The sequence below is a fragment of the Cellulomonas sp. GbtcB1 genome (assembly GCF_019091725.1).
Taxonomy (GTDB): domain Bacteria; phylum Actinomycetota; class Actinomycetes; order Actinomycetales; family Cellulomonadaceae; genus Cellulomonas.
The window spans coordinates 1-19,661 of record NZ_JAGXJG010000053.1 but is presented as its reverse complement, the minus strand read 5'-3'; the positions used below and the strand labels follow the sequence as shown (position 1 = coordinate 19,661).

The following is a 19,661-nucleotide window of genomic DNA, read 5'->3' as shown; positions in this document are numbered from 1 at the left end:
ACGACGTGACCAGGATCCGTGTGCTGGTGGTCGACGACTCGGTCGTCGTCCGCCGGCTGGTGACGGACTCGCTCTCGCGCGACCCCGACATCGAGGTGGTGGGCTTCGCCTCCAACGGGCGCATCGCGCTCGCGAAGGTCGACCAGCTGGCCCCCGACCTCGTCACCATGGACATCGAGATGCCGGAGATGAACGGCATCGAGGCGGTGCGCGCGCTGCGCCGCAACCGGCACACCATGCCGATCATCATGTTCTCCACGCTCACCGAGCGCGGCGCGTCCGCCACCCTGGACGCCCTCGTCGCCGGCGCGACGGACTACGTGACCAAGCCCGCGAACGTCGGCAGCGTCCAGGAGTCGCTGGACCGGGTCGCGAGCGAGCTCATCCCCAAGATCAAGGCGCTCGTGCCGCACCGGGCGGGGGCCGCAGGGGCGCTCCCGCCCGCGGGCGGCCCGGCCGCCGGCGCGGCACCGGCCGGGGTCCCCGCGCCGCGCGCCCGCCTCGCCGCGGGCGCCGCCCCGGTCGCCTCCTCGGCGCACGCGCGCCGCCCCGTCGTCACCCGGCAGGCCCCCGCGCCGCACCCGGTCAGCGCCGTGATCATCGGCTCGTCGACCGGCGGCCCGGAGGCGCTGTCGAAGGTCATCGGCGCGCTGTCCGCGCCGCCGTCGGTGCCCGTGCTCGTCGTGCAGCACATGCCGCCGGTGTTCACCCGGCAGCTCGCCGCCCGGCTCGACCGGCTCGGCCCGGCGACCGTCGTGGAGGCCGCCGACGGCGACCTGCTGCAGCCCGGCACCGTCTACATCGCCCCCGGCGACCACCACCTCGAGCTCAACCGGTCCGCGGGCCAGCTCCGCGTGAAGCTGACCGACGGCCCGCCGGTGAACTTCTGCCGCCCGGCCGTCGACGTGCTGTTCCGGTCCGCGGTCCGCGAGCTCGGCGGCCAGCTGCTCGCCCTCGTGCTCACCGGCATGGGCGCGGACGGCCGCACCGGCTGCGAGGACGTGGTCGGCGCCGGCGGCACCGTCGTGGTGCAGGACGAGCCCACCAGCGTCGTCTGGGGCATGCCGGGTGCGGTCGCGACCGCCGGGTTCGCCCACCGCGTGCTCCCCCTGGGCGAGGTCGCCCCCACCCTCGAGTCCGTGCTGGCCCGCGCCGGCTCCGGACGCCCCGCAGCAGCCCCGATCGGAGGTCGGCCGTGAGCCTGACCCAGGACACCTTCGCCTTCGTCGCCGACGTCGTGCGGCGGCGCAGCGCCATCCAGCTGGAGGCCGGCAAGGAGTACCTCGTGGAGAGCCGGCTGCTGCCGCTCGCCCGCGACGGGGGCCACGCCGGCGTCGACGCCTACGTCCGCGAGGTGCGCGCCGCGCGCCGCGAGTCCGACCTGGCCGACATCGTCGAGGCGCTCACCACCAACGAGACCTCGTGGTTCCGGGACAACACCCCGTTCTCCGCGCTCCGGACGCACATCGTCCCGGGCCTGCGCGCCGACCGCACGGTGCTGGACGGCCTGCGGGTGTGGTCGGCGGCCTGCTCCACCGGGCAGGAGCCGTACTCCATCGCGATGACCCTGACCGACGTGCTCGGCCCGGGCGCCCGGTTCGACATCACCGCCACCGACCTGTCCGAGCAGGTGCTCGCGCAGGCCCGGTCCGGCCGGTACTCGCAGCTCGAGGTCAACCGCGGGCTGCCCGCGCCGATGATGGTCCGCTGGTTCCAGCGCAACGGCCACGACTGGCAGATCGCCGACGAGCTGCGCCGCACCATCACGTTCACCAAGCACAACCTGCTCGACCCGGCGCCCCCCGGCCCGTTCGACATCGTGTTCCTGCGCAACGTGCTCATCTACTTCGACCTCGAGACCAAGCGCTCGATCCTCGGCCGGGTGCACCGCGCGCTCCGCCCCGGCGGGTACCTGGTGCTCGGCGCCGCGGAGACCACCATCGGCGTCGACGGCGACTGGGAGCGGGTGCCCGTCGAGCGCGGGTCCGTGTACCGCCCGGTCCAGGCCGGCGCCGTGCCCGCCCCGCGGCCGGCCCCCGGCACCCTCACCGGCGCCACCCCCGCGGTCCCGGCGACGGCGCCCCGCGTGCCCGTCGCCGCGGCCCCCACGACCACCTGGCCGGTCCAGCCCCGACCTGCCACCACCCTGCCCACCGCGCCGAGGCGCCCTGCCGGACCGGCATTCGAACAAGGAGTGACGCGATGAGAGCACTGGTCATCGACGACTCGCGGACGATGCGACGCATCGTCGCGGGCGCCCTGGAGGACCTGGGGTTCAGCACCGTCCAGGCCGGGGACGGGCAGCAGGCGCTGGACCTGCTCGAGTCCGGGGAGGAGGTCGACCTCGCCTGCATCGACTGGAACATGCCCGTGATGGACGGCCTCACGTTCGTCACGAAGGTCCGGGCCAACCCGGCCTGGCGCAACATCACGCTGATGATGGTCACCACCGAGAGCGAGCACGGCCAGATCGTGCGCGCGCTCGCGGCGGGCGCCCACGAGTACCTGATCAAGCCGTTCACCACCGATGCCATCCGCGACAAGCTCGACCTGCTCGGGCTCGTCCCCGCCGAGGAGCCCGTATGACCGCCGCCGCCGTGGAGCAGGACCAGGTGTTCGCGATCGCCGAGGAGGTGTTCGCGGCGATGATCGACGGGGAGCCCGGCTACCTCCGCCCCTGGGAGGGCGAGGTGCCCGCCCCCGCGGAGCCCCTGGCCGCCTGGGTGGACGTGCACGGCGAGCTCGCCGGGCGCGCCGCCGTCACCACCGACGTCCCCACCGCGCACGAGCTGACCCGCGCCCTGCTGGGCATGGGCGCCGACGAGCCCGTCGGCCCCGAGGACCTGCAGGACGCGTTCGGCGAGGTCGCCAACGTCGTCGGCGGGAACATCAAGGCGCTGCTCCCGAGCCAGGGCACCCTCGGGCTGCCCCAGGTCGAGTCGGCCCTCCCTGCGGCCCCCGCCGGGTCGCTCACGCACGAGCTGCGCCTCGACTGGCGCGGCCGCCCGATCGTCGTCGTGGTCTCGCTGTTCCAGTGAGCCCCGGCGCCAACCAGACCCCCGCGACCACCGTCGCGGGACCCGCCACCGAAGGGAAGTGACGAGCATGATCCGCGTGCTCATCGCCGACGACAGCCGGGTGATGCGGCAGATCGTGATCCGCACGCTGCGCCAGGCCGGCTACGACTGGGACGTCCGCGAGGCGTCCGACGGCCAGGAGGCCCTCGAGGCCGTGCGGGCCGACGAGCCCGACGTCATCCTGTCCGACTGGAACATGCCGAACCTGACGGGCATCGACCTGCTGCGCGCGCTGCGCGCCGAGGGGTTCGGCACCCCGCTCGGGTTCGTGACCTCCGAGGGCTCCGAGGAGATGCGCACCACCGCCGAGGAGGCCGGCGCGCTGTTCCTCATCGCCAAGCCGTTCACCGCGGACACCTTCCGCGAGGCGATCGACCCGGTGCTGGCATGAGCGACGCCACGCCGCTGCCCGCGGCCATGGAGGTGCGCGAGCACTGGGAGGGCCTGGTCGGGCGGGACATCACCGTCACGACCGGCGGCCCGATGGTCGACCCGGTGCTGAACGGCGGGGCGCTGGTCGGCGTCTACGTCGACAAGCTCATGAAGCTGTCCGCGCTCGTGCTGTTCGACCTGCCGCTCGCCGCCCACCTGGGCGCGTCGATCGCGCTGGTCCCGGCCCGCACCGCGCAGACCGCCGTCGAGGAGGAGCAGCTGCCCTCGGCCCTGGCCGAGAACGCCGGCGAGATCCTCAACGTCACCGCCGCGCTGTTCAACGTCGGCGACGCCCCGCACCTCAAGCTGGACAAGTGGTACGCCCCGCGCGAGCCGCTGCCGGCCGACGTGGCGCAGTGGGTGCTGGCGTACGTGCGCCGGCTCGACCTCGAGGTCGAGGTGTCCGGGTACGGCTCGGGCACGGCGTCGGTGCTGGTGATCTGAGACCGGCTGCACGTCGCGGCCCGGTCGCCCCTCCTGGGCGGCCGGGCCGTCGTGTTACCGGCCGGTGAACGCTTCCCGGACACCGGCGACCGGGGGGTCACCCGTCCGCCATACTTCCCCCCATGTCCACCACCTCCCCGCGGGCGACCGCTCCGGCGTCCGCCGCGCCGAAGAACGCGGTCGACCGGTTCTTCAAGATCTCCGAGCGCGGGTCGACCATCGGCACCGAGATCCGCGGCGGTCTCGTCACCTTCTTCACGATGAGCTACATCATCGTGCTGAACCCGCTCATCCTCGGGACCGTCCAGGACGGCTCCGGCAACTTCCTGGGCGGCGGCTCCGAGCCGAACATCCCGATGATCGCCGCGACCACCGCCCTGGTCGCCGGCGTCATGTCGATCCTCATGGGCGTCGTGGCCAACTTCCCGCTGGCGCTCGCCGCGGGCCTCGGCCTCAACGCCGTCGTCGCGTACTCGATCGCCTCGCTGCCCGACATGACCTGGGCCGACGCGATGGGCATCGTGGTGCTCGAGGGCCTGATCATCCTCGTCCTGGTGCTCACCGGGTTCCGGGAGGCCGTGTTCCGCGCGGTCCCGATGGAGCTCAAGACCGCGATCAGCGTCGGCATCGGCCTGTTCATCGCGTTCATCGGCCTGTTCGACGCCGGCTTCGTGCGCATCCCGTTCAGCCAGGCCACGCCGGTCGAGCTCGGCATCGGCGGCTCGCTGGGCTCCTGGCCGCTGCTGGTGTTCGTCGTCGGCCTGTTCCTCGCGATCATCCTCATGGCCCGCAAGGTGCACGGCGCGATCCTCATCGCCATCGCCACCTCGACGGTGCTGGCGATCGTCGTGGAGGCGGTCGGCAACCTCGGCGAGCGCTCCGCCGACAACCCCGACGGCTGGTCGCTGGCCGTCCCGGCCGTGCCGGACTCCGTCGTCGCCGCGCCGGACTTCTCGCTGCTCGGCCAGTTCTCGCTGTTCGGGTCGATCGAGAAGATCGGGATCGTCGCGGTCATCCTGCTGGTGTTCTCGGTGATGATCGCCGACTTCTTCGACACGATGGGCACGATGGTCGCCGTCGGCGGCGAGGCGGGCCTGCTCGACAAGGAGGGCAACCCGCCCCGCACCCGGTCGATCCTGGTCGTCGACTCGATCGCCGCGGCCGCCGGCGGTGCCGCCTCGGTGTCGTCGAACACCTCGTACGTGGAGTCCGCGGCGGGCGTCGGCGACGGCGCGCGCACCGGCCTCGCGTCGGTCACGACCGGCGTCGCGTTCCTGCTCGCGACCTTCCTCGCGCCGCTGGTCGGCATGGTGCCGTTCGAGGCGGCCACCCCGGCGCTGGTCGTCGTCGGCTTCCTCATGGTCATGCAGGTGTCCGGCATCGACTGGAAGAACTTCGAGGTCGCCGTCCCGGCGTTCCTGACGATCGTCCTGATGCCGTTCTCGTACTCGATCACGGTCGGCATCGGCGCGGGCGTCATCTCGTTCGTCGTGCTGAAGCTGGCGCTCGGCAAGGTCCGCAAGGTGCACCCGCTCATGTGGGTGGCCGCGGCGCTGTTCGTCGTGTACTTCCTCATCGGCCCGATCAAGTCGTGGCTGGGCGTCTGACCAGCCGCGTCGCAGCCTGACCGCGCCCGCCCGGACCCCGCGTCCGGGCGGGCGTCGTCGTCGGGCGGGGTGGGACGGGGTCCCGCCGCGCGGCCGGTCGCGCGCGATAGGGTTGCGCGGTCCCCGGCGATCGGAAAAGGGTTCTCCATGCGCGTCTCCGTCATCGGCTGCGGCTACCTCGGCGCGGTGCACGCCGCGAGCATGGCCAAGCTCGGGCACACCGTGGTCGGGGTCGACGTGGACACCGCCAAGGTCGCCCTGCTCGCCTCGGGCACCGCGCCGTTCTACGAGCCCGGCCTGCCGGAGCTGCTGGCCGAGGTCGGCGGCGACGGGCGCCTCGTGTTCGACACCGACATGGCGGCGGTCGCGGGCGCGACGGTGCACTTCCTGTGCGTGGGAACCCCGCAGAAGCACGGCGAGTTCCGCGCTGACCTCACGTACGTCGAGGACGCGTTCGCGGCGCTGCTGCCGCACCTGCAGCCGGGCGACCTGGTCGTCGGCAAGTCGACCGTCCCGGTGGGGACCGCCGAGGCGCTGGCCGAGCAGCTCGAGGGCACCGGCGCCACGCTGGTGTGGAACCCGGAGTTCCTGCGCGAGGGCTTCGCCGTGCAGGACACGCTGCACCCCGACCGCCTCGTCTACGGCCTGCCGACCGACGAGGACGGCGCCCCGACCGCCGAGGGCGACCGGGCCCGCGGGATCCTCGACGAGGTGTACGCCGCACCGCTCGCCGACGACACCCCGCTCGTCGTCACCGACTATGCGACGGCCCAGCTGGTGAAGGTCGCGGCCAACAGCTTCCTCGCCACCAAGATCTCGTTCATCAACGCGATGGCCGAGCTGTGCGAGGCGACCGGCGCGGACGTCACCCGGCTCGCGGACGCCATCGGGTACGACGACCGGATCGGGCGGCGGTTCCTCAACGCGGGGCTCGGGTTCGGCGGCGGCTGCCTGCCCAAGGACATCCGGGCGTTCATGGCCCGCGCGGGCGAGCTCGGCGTCGACCAGGCGCTGTCCTTCCTCCGGGAGGTCGACGCGATCAACATGCGGCGGCGGGTGCGGATGGTGGACCTGGCCCGCGAGGTGTGCGACGGCTCGATCGTCGGCCGGCGGATCGCGGTGCTGGGCGCGGCGTTCAAGCCGGACTCGGACGACATCCGGGACTCGCCCGCGCTGTCGGTCGCCGCGCAGATGCAGCTGCAGGGTGCGCACGTCGTGGTGACCGACCCGCAGGCGGTGGAGAACGCGCGCCGCGCCTGGCCCGGGCTCGCTTTCGCGGCGACGGTCGAGGAGGCGGTCGCGGACGCGGACGTGGTGCTGCTGGCGACGGAGTGGGCGGAGTACCGCGCGCTGGACCCCGCGCGCGTCGGGGAGCTGGTCGCCCGCCGGGCGGTCCTGGACGGCCGCAACGTGCTCGACCCGCGCGCGTGGCGCGCCGCGGGCTGGACGTACCGCGCCCTGGGCCGCCCGTAACCCGCGCGCCCCTCCGCCGAGTCTCCATTCCGCGACTGTGATTCGCAGGCTCTCCACAGTCCGTCGTCGGAGACTCGGCGGGATCAGCGTGCGGCGAGCGCACGGCGGACCCACCCGACCGCGCGCTCGGGGTGGCGGAGGACGTCGTCGGCGGTGCAGGTGATCACGCGCCAGCCCAGCGACTCGAGCTCCTGCCGGCGGGTGATGTCCCGGCGCCAGGTCGCCTTGTCGGTCCGGTGCACGTCGCCGTCGTACTCCACCGCCACGCGCTGCTCGCGGTAGGCCAGGTCGGGCATGGCGACGACGTAGCCGTCCGGGGACCGCACCAGGTCGTTGACGAGGGGGCAGGGCAGCCCCGCGTCGACGATCTCCCAGCGCAGGCGTGTCTCCATGCACGAGTCGGTACCCGGTCGTACCCGGTCGAGGGCGTCGCGGAGCAGGCGGATGCCGCGCGTCCCCGGCGGCAGGTGCGTCACGGTCTCGGCGAGCGCGGTCGTGCTGCTGATCGCTGCGCGGCGACGCAGCAGCGCATCGGCGGCGACGACGAGCTCGCGGGGAGGGACGGCCGCTGCCAGCTGGACCCACGCGAGCTCGGGGGGCATCACCCGGAGACCGTTCGGCAGCACGACCGTCGGGACCTCGGCGCTCGACCGCTGATGGGGGACGATCCCACGACGACGGGGCCACGACCGCTCCGGGCCGACCTGGACGTGCAACCCGCGCGCCGGGACTCCGAAAGGGAGGTCCGCGCCGTGCAGCGCGAGAGCGGTCGCGTGGCAGAACACCGCGCCGTCCGGCAGCGCCGGGGCGAGGTCTCGGCACCGCGCGACGAGGTCGTCCGGCGCCGGAGCGGCGGTGGCGGCGCGGACGCCAGGCGTCGGCGATCTCAGCCCGAGCCGTCGCAGGTCGGAGCGGGAGAGTCCGCCCTCTTCGGCAGCACGCACGGTGAACGGACCGCGGGCCAGGTCGTCCGGGAGCACGGGTGGTCGTCGAGGCACCTGCTCACCCTGTCCGCGCAGCGACGCGGCCCGCACCTCTGCCCGACCGACCCTGTGGACAACCCGCGTCAGACGCGACGAGGCCTGTGCCGAGTCTCCGCTCCAGGCCTGTGCTCCGCGGGCCGCGAAGAGGCCGAACTCGCAGACTCGGCGAGATACGGCGCAGCGCGGGTTTTGTTAGCGAAGGTAATGACGTAGGGTAACTGTTATGACCAGCGACAGTCCCGGGGAGCTCGCGGGTGAGCTGCGGGTCGCGCTCGCCAAGTCGACGCGGCGGATCCGCTCGCGGCGCGGCGGCGCCGACCTGCCCGACCCGCAGTTCAACGTGCTCGCGATCCTGCTCCGGGAGGGGCCGCTCTCGCCGGGCGCGCTCGCCGACGCCGAGCACGTGCAGCCGCCCTCCATGACCCGCACCGTGAACGCGCTGGTGGAGCTCGGGTTCGTCCAGAAGTCCGAGCACCCGACCGACGGGCGCCAGGTCGTCGTGAGCCTGACCGCGCCGGGGGAGGCCGAGGTCCGCGAGACCCGCCGCCGCCGCGACGCGTGGCTCGCCGCCCAGCTCGACACCCTGACCGACGACGAACGCCGGACCCTCGCGCAGGCCGCCGTGCTGCTGCGCCGGATCGCGGCAGGATGAGGCCGCCCGCATGAACTCGACGTTCGCGTCGCTCCGCTACTTCAACTACCGGCTGTGGTTCGCCGGCGCGCTCGTCGCGAACGTCGGCACCTGGATGCAGCGCGTCGCCCAGGACTGGCTCGTCCTGACCGACCTGTCCGACGACTCCGGCCTCGCGGTCGGCATCACGACGGCCCTGCAGTTCGCCCCGACGCTGCTGCTGTCCGCGTGGGCCGGCGTGCTCGCCGACCGGGTCAACCGCCGCAAGCTGCTGATGATCACGCAGGGCGCCCAGGGCGTGCTCGCGTTCGGGCTGGGTGCGCTCGTGCTGTCCGGGCACGCGCAGCTGTGGCACGTCTACCTGTTCGCGCTGGCGCTCGGGGCGGTCGCGGCGCTCGACCAGCCCGTGCGGCAGACGTTCGTGGCGGAGCTGGTCCCCGCGAACCGGCTGTCGAACGCGGTCGGCCTCAACAGCACGTCGTTCAACGCCGCCCGCCTGATCGGCCCGGGCGTCGCGGGTCTCGCGATCGCGGCGGTCGGCACCGGCTGGGTGTTCGTCATCAACGGGGTGTCGTTCGCGGCGACGATCCTGGCGCTCACGCTGATGCGGACCGGCGAGCTGCACACCATGCCGGTCGCCCCGCGCGCGAAGGGGCAGATCCGCGAGGGCGTGCGGTACGTCCGGGGGCGCAGCGACATCCTCGTGATCATGGCGGTCATCGGCGTCGTCTCGACGTTCGGCCTGAACTTCCAGATGACCAGCGCGCTCATGGCCCGGGCGGAGTTCGGCAAGGGCGCGGGGGAGTACGGGATCCTCGGCTCGGTGCTGGCGATCGGCTCGCTGGCTGGCGCGCTGCTGGCGGCCCGGCGCGAGCGCCCCCGGGTGCGGCTGGTGATCGGCGCCGCGTTCGCGTTCGGGGTCGCGACGGGCGTCCAGGCGCTCATGCCGACCTACGTGTCCTACGCGGTGGCGTGCATCCCGGTCGGCCTGGCCTCGTTGACGATGATGACGGCCGCGAACACGACCATCCAGATGTCGACCGACCCGGTGGTGCGCGGCCGGGTGATGTCGCTCTACATGATCGTCATGCTCGGGGCGACGCCCATCGGGTCGCCGATCGTCGGCTGGATCGGGGAGCACTTCGGCCCGCGGTGGTCGATCGGCATCGGCTCCATCACGGCGCTGCTGGTGTCGGTCGCGGCCGCGCTGTGGGCGCGGAAGCGCTGGCAGGTGCAGGTGCGGTACCGGCTGCTCAGCCGCCCGCACCTCGAGGTGCTGCACCCGGAGGTCCCGGCCCCGCGGCGCGGGGTCGACCAGGTCGCGGCGCGCGAGGCGGCGGACGCGGCGCTGTAGCGGCCCGCCGCTCCACCCCGTCCCGAGCGGGTGAACCCGCGCTCGAACCCTTGCCCGATTTGTCCGATATGTGACGATCGACGGATGGCAGTCCGACGACGGGTGCTCCTCGCGGTGGCGACGCTGCTCGCGGGCGCGCTCCTGCTCGGCGGCTGGCTGGCGTTCCGGGTCTACCAGGCGGGCACGGCCCTGCGGGACCTGCAGGCCTCGGCGGACGGCGCCCGCGGGGAGGCCGACGCGCTGGACGTCCCGGCGCTCGAGGCCCGGCTGCCGGGGGCGCAGGACGCCGCCGCCCGCGCGGCCGACGCGGTGGACGACCCCGTGTGGCGGCTCGCCGAGCACCTCCCGCTCCTCGGCGACGACCTCCGGGCCGTGGCCGTCGTGGCGACCGCCGCCGACCGGCTCGCCCACGACGCCGCGCCCGACCTGCTGACGGCCCTCGGCGCTGTGGTCGACTCGGGCGCGCAGCCCGCTGGGGCCGTGCCCGCCGGCTGGGTCGACCTGGCCCCGGTCGCCACCGCCGCCCCGGCCGCCGCGCGGGCCGCGACGGTGGTCGACACGCTGCGCGCGGATCTCGCGACGCTCGACCCCGACCGGCTCGTCGGCCCCGTCGCGGGCCCGGTCACGCAGCTGCAGGCCGCGCTCGACGGGGCGGCCGGGTCGTTGCAGGCCGTCGGTGAGGTCGCCGCCGTGCTGCCCGACCTGCTCGGCGCGGACGGCCCGCGCACCTACCTGCTGCTGTCGCTCAACCCGGCGGAGCTGCGGGCGCAGGGCGGCATCGTCGGCGCGGTGGCCGTGCTCCAGGTCGCGGACGGCGCGGTCGGGCTGGTCGGCCAGCGCAGCACGGTCGACCTGCCGGAGCTCGCGGCGCCCGCGCTGCCGCTGGCCGACCCCGAGGCCGCGCTGTACGGCGACCGGCCGGGGCGCTGGGTGCAGGACTCCGTGCTCGTCCCCGACTTCCCGCGGGCCGCGGCGCTCGCGGCCGCGTTCTGGCAGCAGTCGACGGGCCAGGCGGTCGACGGCGTCATCGCGACCGACCCGGTCGTGGTGGCCGACCTGCTGTCCGCGACCGGGCGCACGGTGCAGGCCGACGGCGAGGACCTGGGCGGGGACACCCTGCTGCAGGCGCTGCTGCGCGACGCGTACCTGGAGTACGGCGACCCGCGGTGGGGCGACGCGTTCTACGCGCAGGTGGCGACGGCGGCGTTCGCCGTGCTGCGCGACGCGACCGCCGACCCGGCGACCGCGCGGGTGGCGGGTCAGACCCTGCTCGACGCGGTGGACGAGCGCCGGGTGGCGCTGTGGACCGCCGACCCCGCGGACCAGGCCGTCCTCGCGCGCACCCCGCTCGGCGGCGCGTTCCTCACCGGCGACGCCGCGACGCCCACGGGGCGTGTCGGCGGGGCGCTCGGGGTGTTCCTCGACGACGCCACCGCCGGCAAGCTCGACTACGACCTCACGACGACGGTCACGGTGACGATCGAGGGCTGCGGCACCGCCGAGCCGACGGCCCGGGTGGACCTCGCGCTCGACTACCGGCCGCCGGCGGACGTGGCGGGTTACCCGGCGCAGGTGCTGGGCGACGGCCGGTCGGGCGTGCCCGCGGGCTGGCTGGCGACCAACGTGTCGTTCTGGTCGCCGCGCGACGGCCGGGTGGGGCCCGTGTCCCGCGACGGGGTCGTGGTCGGCGGGCAGCAGGCGTCGACCGCGCGGCGGGACGTGGCGGTGCTGACGTCCCGGCTCGCGCCCGGGTCCGCGGAGACGTACAGCGTGCGCGTCCCCGCGCCGGGCGGGGCGCTGACGGTGTGGACGACGCCGACGCTCACCGGGCCGGGCGTGGTGACGGGGGAGTGCCCGGCCGGCTGACGCGCTCGGGACCGTGGGGTTCGCGTCGCACCGCGGACGGCCTGCCGTCGGTCCGCGGTGCGCGCGGCGCCGCGTCGCACCTGTGGTTGCGCCCGAGTCGTGCCGCGCCGCGCCGTGCCCGTCGCGCGCTGTCGCCCGTCGGCGTGATTTCACCCGCCGCCCCGTCGCCGCCCCTGCGGCACCCCGCGGCCCCGCCGCGCAGGCCCCCGCGCAGGTCAGGCCGCCCGTCGGTGCGTCGAGCCGCCCCTGACCCGGCGACATCCGCGTGATGACGCGGAACTTCCACCCCTCGGCGGGCGCGCGCCCCCGCCGAACGCGTGCCTACCATGACCGAAATGTCCGATTTGTACGAATCGGACCCGAGTCCGGCAACGACGCCGGGCGCCCGGTCCTTGGGGGAGCACATGGCACACCGGCGACGCATCCTGATCGGCCTGGTCGCGGCGGCCGCCGCCGTCCTCGGCCCGGTCGCCCCGGCGCTCGCGGCGCCCACGGCCCCCGCCGTCACGGCCCCGGCGGCCCCGGCCCCCGCGGTGACGATCGGCGACTGCGAGAACCCGACCGACGTCCCCGCCGACGGCTACGCCCCGCCCACCCGGTGCGAGCTCGGCATCGCCCGCGCGGAGGCGGTGTGCCTCGCGTCGGCGCCCGCGCTGTCCTACGCGGTCGAGCCCGTCGGCACGTCGAGCACGACCGTGACGATCACCTGGCACAACCCCGGCGGCGAGGACCTGGTGCAGTCCGGGCTGCCGCTCAGCGGGCAGGTGTACTGGCCGGGGACCGTCGTCGTGGACGGCGTGGTCGTCGACTGGCCGGGCTGGACGCAGCTGCCGGACGGGTCGTGGACCGAGCACGACGCGTACGACTACACCCGGCCGCAGATCGAGGTGACCTTCGAGGTCAACCCGAGCGCCTCGACGGTGGTCTCGTACCCGCCGGCCTCCGCGGTGTGCGCGAACCCGCCGCAGTCGCAGGTCGCGGGCGTGGTCGTCACGTCGGACGTGCTCGCCGCGCCCGAGGACGTGCAGGCGGCCTCGGCGGTGCTCGCGGTCACCGGCGCGGACGCGACGCCGCTGCTGCTCGCGGCGGGCCTGCTCCTGCTGGTCGGCGGGGTGCTGGTCGCGATCCCGGTGCGTCGCCGGCACCACGAGGGCTGACGGGGGCGGGGGACGCCGGGGCCGGCCCCGGCGTCCTCCGCCGCGCCCGGGTCAGACGAGGCGGTCGACCACGTGGTCGAGGCAGGCCGTGAGCGCGAGCACGTCGTCCGGCTCGACGGCCGGGAACATCGCGACCCGGAGCTGGTTCCGCCCGAGCTTCCGGTACGGCTCGACGTCGACGACCCCGTGTGCGCGGAGGATCTTCGCGACGGTCGGCGCCTCGATCTCGGGGGCGAGGTCGATGGTGCCGACGACGGGCGAGCGCTGCTCCGGGTCGGCGACGAACGGCGACGCCCAGTCGCGGGCCTCGGCCCAGCCGTACAGGTGGCCGGCGGAGGTCGCGGTCCGCTCGGCGCACCAGGCCAGGCCGCCGTTCGCGAGCATCCAGTCGACCTGCTCGGCCAGCAGCACGAGCGTCGCGATCGCCGGGGTGTTGAGCGTCTGGTCCGAGCGCGAGTTCTGCACCGCCGTCGTGAGCGACAGGAACTCCGGCACCCAGCGGCCCGAGGACTCGACGCGGGCGGCGCGCTCGACCGCGGCGGGGGACAGCACCGCGAGCCACAGGCCGCCGTCGGAGGCGAACGACTTCTGCGGCGCGAAGTAGTACGCGTCCGTCTGCGACACGTCCACGGCGAGCCCGCCGGCGCCCGAGGTGGCGTCGACGAGCACCAGGGCGCCCTGGTCGGCCGAGCCCGGCACCCGGCGGACCGGGGCCACGGCGCCGGTCGACGTCTCGTTGTGCGGCCAGGCGTACGCGTCCACGCCGTCGGCGAGGGCCGGGACCGCCGACGTCCCGGGGGCGACCGACGTCAGCACCGGCTCGTCGAGGAACGGCGCCCGCGCCGCGGCGGCGGCGAACTTCGAGCCGAACTCCCCGAACACCGCGTGCGCGGACCGGCTCTCGACCAGGCAGAGCGTCGCGAGGTCCCAGAAGGCCGTCGACCCGCCGTTGCCGAGCGCGACCTCGTAGCCGTCCGGCAGCGAGAACAGCTCGCCGAGCCCGGCGCGCACCCGGCCGACGAGGTGCTTCACCGGCGGCTGGCGGTGCGACGTGCCGAGCAGGGTGCGCCCGGCGGCGGCCAGCGCGCGCACCTGCGCGTCGCGCACCTTCGCGGGGCCGGAGCCGAACCGACCGTCGGCGGGCAGCAGGTGGTCCGGGATGGTCACGGCGGGCGGCGTGGTCGCGGTCACGAGCCGCACGATACCCAGGCGCGTCCGCGCGGGGCCGGAGCCGACTAGCCTGTGGACGGACGTCCGCGCACGACAGGAGGGCACCGGCGTGAGTGACCTGATCGACACGACCGAGATGTATCTGAAGACGATCTACGAGCTCACCGAGGAGGGCATCACCCCGCTGCGCGCCCGCATCGCCGAGCGCCTCGGGCACAGCGGCCCCACGGTGTCGCAGACCGTCGCCCGGATGGAGCGCGACGGGCTCCTGGTCGTGTCCGGCGACCGGCACCTCGAGCTGACCGAGACCGGCCAGAGCAAGGCCATGCGCGTGATGCGCAAGCACCGCCTGGCCGAGCGCCTGCTGACCGACGTCATCGGGCTCGACTGGGAGTACGTGCACGAGGAGGCGTGCCGCTGGGAGCACGTCATGAGCGAGCGCGTCGAGCGGCGCCTGGCCGGGCTGCTCGACCACCCGCACTTCGACCCGTACGGCAACCCGATCCCCGGGCTCGACGAGATCGGCGAGGAGCGCACCCCGGTCGGCTTCCTCGACGGCGTGACCCCGGTGGTCACGGTGGCGGTCGAGGCCGGCGGCGCGACCAAGGGCGTCGTGGCGCGGCTGGGCGAGCCGATCCAGACCGACGTCGAGCTGCTCGCGCGGCTGTCCCAGGCCGGCGTCCGGCCTGGGAACGAGATCGCGGTGGAGAAGAACGGCAACACCGTGACGGTCGGCGCCCCGGGCGCGGAGACCGTGCTGGACCTGCCGCAGGAGGTCGCGCGGCACGTCTTCCTCCGCACCTCCTGACCGACGTCCGGAGAGGGCCCCGCGGGCTGTGGCGCACGCCACCCGCGGGGCCCTCGCGCGTCGGTGACCTGCTGGGCGATGTGAGCGTTCTCCCGGGGCCGGGAAACAGTCCGTGACCGGAACGTGACAATCGGCTCGGGGGTCGGGTACCTTCGGTCCTGCTCGTCGGAACCCTCCTCCGCTCGAGCCCTTGGACGGTACGCCGAGCCCTGCCGCCGCCCGAGGTTCCGTACACACTTCGCCGGCAGGGGCGGGGGAACCACATGCGGGCACCGGAGACGGTGTCCTTGGGGTGAAGCCGCGTGACGCGACCGGGTGACCGGGAGCGGATCGCGGCCGGGTATCTCCGACCCGAACCCGACAGCTCACCTCGTAGGCGCCAGGAGAGGCTGTACGTGACCGCTAGTGCTGTGCGCGCTCGACACCGTTCCGCGCGTCGCCCCGTCACCCCCCTGACCGATCTCGCCACCGCCGCCACGGGCACCCTCGCCCTGGCCGGTCGCCGCACCGCCGTCGTCGCGGCCACCACGGGGCTCATGGTCTCCGCGGTCGCCGTCCCGGCCGCCAACGCCGCGACCGCCTCCGGCGACCAGGCCGCGCTGCCGTCGGTCGACACCGCCGCCCTGACGGCCTCGGCGAAGACGGTCCTCGAGACCGCGCCGGTCGTCACGGCCCCCGCGGACGCCGCGTGGTCGTTCGAGACCCCGGCCGTCACGGCCGTCGTCCCGGAGCCCGAGCCCGAGCCGGAGCCGGTGCGCACCACCACCACCTCCCGCTCCGCGCAGCGCGCCGCCACCGCCGAGACCGCCACCGCGACGGCCGAGGTCGCCGCCGCCGCGGTCCCGCAGTCGGTCGCCGGCAACGCCGTGCTCGAGGTCGCCGCCCGCTACGTGGGCGTCCCGTACGTCTCCGGCGGCACCACCCCGGCCGGCTTCGACTGCTCGGGCTTCGTGTCCTACGTCTACGCGCAGCTCGGCATCTCCCTGCCGCGCACGTCGTCCGCGATCAAGGCGGCCGGCACCGTGATCTCCGCGTCCGAGGCCCAGCCCGGCGACCTGATCTGGAGCCCCGGCCACATCTCGATCTACGCCGGCGGCGACCAGCAGATCGACTCGCCCCGCCCGGGCAAGACGATCCAGTTCCGCAGCATCTGGCAGAGCAACCCGACGTTCATCCGCATCGGCTGACACGCTCCGCAGCATCTCCCGACCCGACCCCCACGGCCCGAGCGGCCGTGGGGGTCGCGTCGTCCCCGGGGGCCGGGAGCCCGCGCCCGACGGCCCGTGACGTGACGTGCGGCACAAACGATGGGGTCACTCCGGCCAGGTGCGCGTACCCTGCTCTTGCTTGCCTCCCCCAGCGGGCCCGCCAGCCAGGCGGGTCCCCGAGGACCCAGGAGTGACGCCGTGCTGCTGCTGCCCGCCCCACCCAGGACGCTGCTCCTGAACGCCAGCCTCGAGCCCCTGTGCGTCGTCGGCCTGCCCCGCGCCGTGACGCTCGTGATGTCCGGCAAGGCCACCGTGCTCGAGTCCGACGGCCGCGTGCTGCACTCCGAGCACGTCGCGGTGCCCCTGCCGGTCGTCCTGTCGCTGACCCGGTACGTGCACGTGCCGATGCGCCGCCCCCTGCCGCCGACCCGCCGGACGGTGCTGCAGCGCGACGACCACCGGTGCGCGTACTGCGGTGCGCACGCCGACACGGTCGACCACGTGCACCCGCGCTCCCGCGGCGGGCGGCACGAGTGGGGCAACGTCGTCGCGGCCTGCCGCCGGTGCAACCACCGCAAGGCCGACCACCTGCTGCATGAGATCGGCTGGGAGCTCGCCTGGACGCCGTCCGCCCCCCGGGGCGCGACGGCGTTCCTGCACGGGGCGGCGGTCGACGAGCCGGCCTGGTCGCCCTACCTGGCCGCCTGACGCGCCTCGCCGCCCGCCCCCTCGCCCCAAGCCTCCGTCAAGTCCACGCCACGCCGGACCCCACGGCGAGTGCGGAACAGGCATGATCGGGGGCACACTGGGATGTGCACCGGAGGAGGTCGTGGCGATGAAGCGGGACGCGGAGATCCTGGTCGGCGTGGACGGGTCGGCGGCGAGCATGCACGCCCTGGACTGGGCCGCGGCGGAGGCCCGGACGCGGGGCCGGACGCTGCACGTCGTGTGCTCTTACACGCTGCCGTCGTTCACGGCGGCGTCGCTGGACGGCGGGTACGCCGCCCTGGACGACACCGCCATCCAGCAGGGCGCGCGCGCCGTGCTGTCCGAGGCGCGGCAGCGCGCGGAGGCGCCGGGGCTCGAGGTGGTCACGACCGTCGCGACCGGCGACGCGGCGGCCGTGCTCGTCGAGATGTCCCGGGACGCGTCGCTCGCCGTCGTCGGCACCCGGGGCAAGGGCGGGTTCGCGGACCGGCTGCTCGGCACCGTGTCGTCCACGCTGCCCGCGCACGCCTACTGCCCGACCGTGGTGGTCCCGCTGCGGGACCAGCGCCGCGGCGGGGTCGTCCCGGCCGACGAGTCGACCCCGGTCGTGCGGCCGGTGCGCCGGATGATCGTCGGCGTCGACGGCAGCCCGCAGGCCGACCTCGCCCTGCGGCACGCGATCGACGAGGCCGAGGCGTGGGGCGCCGAGCTCACCGCGGTCGCCGGCGTGCCCGTCGGCAGCGGCTCCGGGGTCATGGCGTGGCTGCCGGCGACGATCGACCAGACCCAGGTGCTGGCCGACGTCACCGAGGGGCTGAACGTCGTCGTGGACCGCGCGCTGGCCGACCGGCCCGGGACGACCGTCAAGCGGGTCGTCCTCGACGGCACCGGCGCCGAGCTGCTGACCGAGTTCTCCACGGCCACCGACCTCATCGTCGTCGGGTCGCGCGGCCGCGGCGGGTTCGCCGGGCTGCTGCTCGGGTCCACCAGCCAGGCGGTGCTGCACCACGCCGCGTGCCCGGTGATGGTCGTGACCAACCGGTGCCAGGAGCGGCTGGCCGCGGCGGGCGGCGGCTCGGCGGAGCAGGCCGCGGGCTGAGGCGTGGGGCCGGTCGCGCGCGGGGTCGGCTGCCGTCGGGCGCCCAGGCCGGGTCAGGCCGGGGGCGGGGGGACGTCCGGGCGGCGGACGAGCGCCGACAGGACGATGGTCGACCGCGTCCGCGCGACGAACGGCTCGGCCGCGAGGCGCTCGACCACCTGCTCCAGGTGCCGCATGTCCCGCGCGCGCACCTGGACCACGAGGTCGACGTCGCCGGTGACGGTGCTCGCCGCGACGACCTCGGGGTAGCGCTCGACGCCCGCCCGCATCGTCGCGGGGCTGGTCGAGCCGTGGCAGAACAGCTCGATGAACGCCTCCGTCTCCCAGCCGAGCGCGGCCGGGTCGAGCAGCACCGTGAACCCGCGCACCACGCCGCGCTCGCGCAGCCGGTCGACGCGGCGCTTCACCGCGGGCGCGGACAGCGCGACCACGTGCCCGATGTCGGCGTACGACGCCCGGGCGTCGACGGCCAGCTCGCGGAGGATCGCCTCGTCGATGGGGTCGAGGTCGCCGGGACGGGTGGGGGTCACGGGCCCATCCTCGCGCACGGGGAGCACCTCGGCGGGCACGCGCCGGCCCGGGTCGCGGAGCCGCGTCGCGGGGCCGCGTCGCGGGGCCGCGTCGCGGGGCCGGCGAGGGCCCGGCTTCGGAGCCGCGACCGTCGCGGACGGGCCCAGGCGCGGATGAGCGTGGCGGCAGGCGGGTGACCGCCACCCGGGTGGCCGGTTCACCCGTGCGAGCGACCCGGATCGGCTGACCTGCGGGTTCACGACGAGGCGGGGGTGAACGCCCAGGTCGGGCGTTCAGCGCTTTCCGCGGCAGGTCGATGGGAGCGGGGACAGGGGGCCCAGCGACCGCACCGAGGAAGGACCAGTCATGCCGGTGACCGGCAGACGCCCGGACCCCACGACGCCGAGCACCACGACGACGCCGCCGGCCCGCCCCGCCACGGAGCCGCGCCCGCGCGACGAGGACCCGCCGCGTCGTGAGGCCGCACCCGGGACGATCCCGACGCAGCGCACGCGCGCGGCGGCGACCGCGGACGCGACTGCGCGCGCGGCGACCGCGGTGCTCGACGCCCCGACGGCGCCCGCGGTCGGCCTGCCCGACGCGCCGTCTGCGACGGCTGCGACCGCCGTCCTCGACGCCCCGCCCGCTCCGGCGGTCCCCGTCCTCGACGCCCCTCCCGCCGAGATCCCTGCCGCCCGTGCGCCCTTCGCGCTCGGCGCGCCCGGACGCCCCGCGACCCGGACGCCCCGCCGTGCCCGCCCCCGCACCGGCCGCGGCCGCGCGGTCGCCGTCACCGCGCTCTGCCTCGCCCTGGTCGGCGGGGTCGCCGCCGGCGTGGTCGTGCAGCTGCGCGCCGACGCCCGTGCCACGGCCTGGGCGCACGCCCGGGAGCGCGTGGCGGTCGAGTACGCGGCTCAGCTCGCGGACGAGGCGTTCTTCGCCGACGCCCGCGCCGCGCAGGCGACCGCCCGGTACGACGCGCTCGTGGCGGACGCGGTGCGGGGCGCGGGCGCCGTCGTGACCGCGGCGCGCACCGTGGCCGACGCGTCCCCGCACGCCGGCGACCCCGCCCTCGCCGCCCTGCGGACCGCCGCCGACGCCGCGCAGCGGGCCGCCGAGGGCACCGGCACCGGC

Annotated in this window: 19 protein-coding genes, 1 pseudogene and 1 riboswitch; of the genes and pseudogenes, 17 read left to right on the top strand and 3 right to left on the bottom strand. The window is 75.2% G+C overall.

The window, feature by feature from the left end; all coding sequences use genetic code 11:
- The first annotated feature begins 5 nt into the window (after positions 1–5).
- From KVT14_RS16345 to KVT14_RS16310, 8 genes are all read left to right on the top strand, one after another.
- The gene (locus tag KVT14_RS16345) at positions 6–1,199 is read left to right on the top strand and encodes a chemotaxis response regulator protein-glutamate methylesterase (RefSeq protein ID WP_217616630.1); all 1,194 of its coding nucleotides are present in this window, start codon (positions 6–8) and stop codon (positions 1,197–1,199) included.
- Positions 1,196–2,206, top strand: coding sequence for a protein-glutamate O-methyltransferase CheR (locus KVT14_RS16340; RefSeq protein ID WP_217616629.1), 1,011 nt, complete (start codon positions 1,196–1,198; stop codon positions 2,204–2,206). The genes KVT14_RS16345 and KVT14_RS16340 overlap by 4 nt, the downstream gene beginning before the upstream one ends.
- Complete coding sequence (locus KVT14_RS16335; RefSeq protein WP_147795564.1) at positions 2,203–2,586, top strand: response regulator; 384 nt, start codon at positions 2,203–2,205, stop codon at positions 2,584–2,586. Before KVT14_RS16340 ends, KVT14_RS16335 begins: the two co-directional genes overlap by 4 nt.
- The gene (locus KVT14_RS16330) at positions 2,583–3,038 is read left to right on the top strand and encodes a chemotaxis protein CheX (RefSeq protein WP_217616628.1); all 456 of its coding nucleotides are present in this window, start codon (positions 2,583–2,585) and stop codon (positions 3,036–3,038) included. The genes KVT14_RS16335 and KVT14_RS16330 overlap by 4 nt, the downstream gene beginning before the upstream one ends.
- Positions 3,039–3,105: 67 nt before the next feature.
- The gene (locus tag KVT14_RS16325) at positions 3,106–3,468 is read left to right on the top strand and encodes a response regulator (protein WP_147797104.1); all 363 of its coding nucleotides are present in this window, start codon (positions 3,106–3,108) and stop codon (positions 3,466–3,468) included.
- A complete protein-coding gene (locus KVT14_RS16320) occupies positions 3,465–3,953 on the top strand; it encodes a hypothetical protein (protein WP_217616627.1) in 489 nt (162 codons plus the stop codon). The genes KVT14_RS16325 and KVT14_RS16320 overlap by 4 nt, the downstream gene beginning before the upstream one ends.
- 122 nt (positions 3,954–4,075) lie before the next feature.
- Positions 4,076–5,560, top strand: a complete 1,485-nt coding sequence (locus KVT14_RS16315) for an NCS2 family permease (protein WP_217616626.1) — start codon at positions 4,076–4,078, stop codon at positions 5,558–5,560.
- A 147-nt stretch (positions 5,561–5,707) separates the two neighbouring features.
- Positions 5,708–7,033: a UDP-glucose/GDP-mannose dehydrogenase family protein gene (locus KVT14_RS16310; protein WP_217616625.1), complete on the top strand. Its 1,326-nt coding sequence runs from the start codon at positions 5,708–5,710 to the stop codon at positions 7,031–7,033.
- Between the two features lie 83 nt (positions 7,034–7,116).
- Here the strand turns inward: KVT14_RS16310 and KVT14_RS23500 are convergent, their stop codons facing one another.
- Positions 7,117–8,031, bottom strand: coding sequence for an endonuclease domain-containing protein (locus KVT14_RS23500; protein WP_217616624.1), 915 nt, complete (start codon positions 8,029–8,031; stop codon positions 7,117–7,119).
- Between the two features lie 208 nt (positions 8,032–8,239).
- On the opposite strand from KVT14_RS23500, the gene KVT14_RS16300 reads away from it, so the two are divergent.
- From KVT14_RS16300 to KVT14_RS16285, 4 genes are all read left to right on the top strand, one after another.
- Positions 8,240–8,668, top strand: coding sequence for a MarR family winged helix-turn-helix transcriptional regulator (locus KVT14_RS16300; RefSeq protein WP_217616623.1), 429 nt, complete (start codon positions 8,240–8,242; stop codon positions 8,666–8,668).
- Between the two features lie 10 nt (positions 8,669–8,678).
- Positions 8,679–10,001, top strand: a complete 1,323-nt coding sequence (locus KVT14_RS16295; protein WP_217616622.1) for an MFS transporter — start codon at positions 8,679–8,681, stop codon at positions 9,999–10,001.
- 84 nt (positions 10,002–10,085) lie between these two features.
- Positions 10,086–11,867, top strand: coding sequence for a DUF4012 domain-containing protein (locus KVT14_RS16290; RefSeq protein ID WP_217616621.1), 1,782 nt, complete (start codon positions 10,086–10,088; stop codon positions 11,865–11,867).
- A gap of 404 nt (positions 11,868–12,271) precedes the next feature.
- On the top strand, positions 12,272–13,024 hold the full coding sequence (locus tag KVT14_RS16285; protein WP_217616620.1) for an LPXTG cell wall anchor domain-containing protein: 753 nt from the start codon (positions 12,272–12,274) through the stop codon (positions 13,022–13,024).
- Positions 13,025–13,075: 51 nt separating this feature from the next.
- Here KVT14_RS16285 and serC read toward each other — a convergent pair whose 3' ends face one another.
- Positions 13,076–14,215, bottom strand: a complete 1,140-nt coding sequence (gene serC, locus KVT14_RS16280; RefSeq protein WP_308161125.1) for a phosphoserine transaminase — start codon at positions 14,213–14,215, stop codon at positions 13,076–13,078.
- 88 nt (positions 14,216–14,303) lie between these two features.
- Between serC and KVT14_RS16275 the strand changes: the two genes are divergently transcribed.
- The 4 genes from KVT14_RS16275 to KVT14_RS16260 all read left to right on the top strand — a co-directional run bounded on the left by KVT14_RS16275 (position 14,304) and on the right by KVT14_RS16260 (position 18,017).
- A complete protein-coding gene (locus KVT14_RS16275) occupies positions 14,304–15,002 on the top strand; it encodes a metal-dependent transcriptional regulator (protein ID WP_217616619.1) in 699 nt (232 codons plus the stop codon).
- Positions 15,003–15,226: 224 nt separating this feature from the next.
- Positions 15,227–15,395, top strand: a riboswitch (cyclic di-AMP (ydaO/yuaA leader).
- A 2-nt stretch (positions 15,396–15,397) separates the two neighbouring features.
- The gene (locus KVT14_RS16270; protein ID WP_217616618.1) at positions 15,398–16,189 is read left to right on the top strand and encodes a C40 family peptidase; all 792 of its coding nucleotides are present in this window, start codon (positions 15,398–15,400) and stop codon (positions 16,187–16,189) included.
- Positions 16,190–16,417: 228 nt separating this feature from the next.
- Complete coding sequence (locus KVT14_RS16265; protein WP_368858784.1) at positions 16,418–16,918, top strand: HNH endonuclease; 501 nt, start codon at positions 16,418–16,420, stop codon at positions 16,916–16,918.
- A gap of 127 nt (positions 16,919–17,045) precedes the next feature.
- On the top strand, positions 17,046–18,017 hold the full coding sequence (locus tag KVT14_RS16260; protein WP_217616637.1) for a universal stress protein: 972 nt from the start codon (positions 17,046–17,048) through the stop codon (positions 18,015–18,017).
- A gap of 53 nt (positions 18,018–18,070) precedes the next feature.
- Here the strand turns inward: KVT14_RS16260 and KVT14_RS16255 are convergent, their stop codons facing one another.
- Positions 18,071–18,547, bottom strand: a complete 477-nt coding sequence (locus KVT14_RS16255) for an Lrp/AsnC family transcriptional regulator (RefSeq protein ID WP_217616617.1) — start codon at positions 18,545–18,547, stop codon at positions 18,071–18,073.
- 352 nt (positions 18,548–18,899) lie between these two features.
- Between KVT14_RS16255 and KVT14_RS16250 the strand changes: the two are divergent.
- Positions 18,900–19,661 (top strand): annotated as a pseudogene (locus tag KVT14_RS16250) (hypothetical protein); the annotation flags it as partial.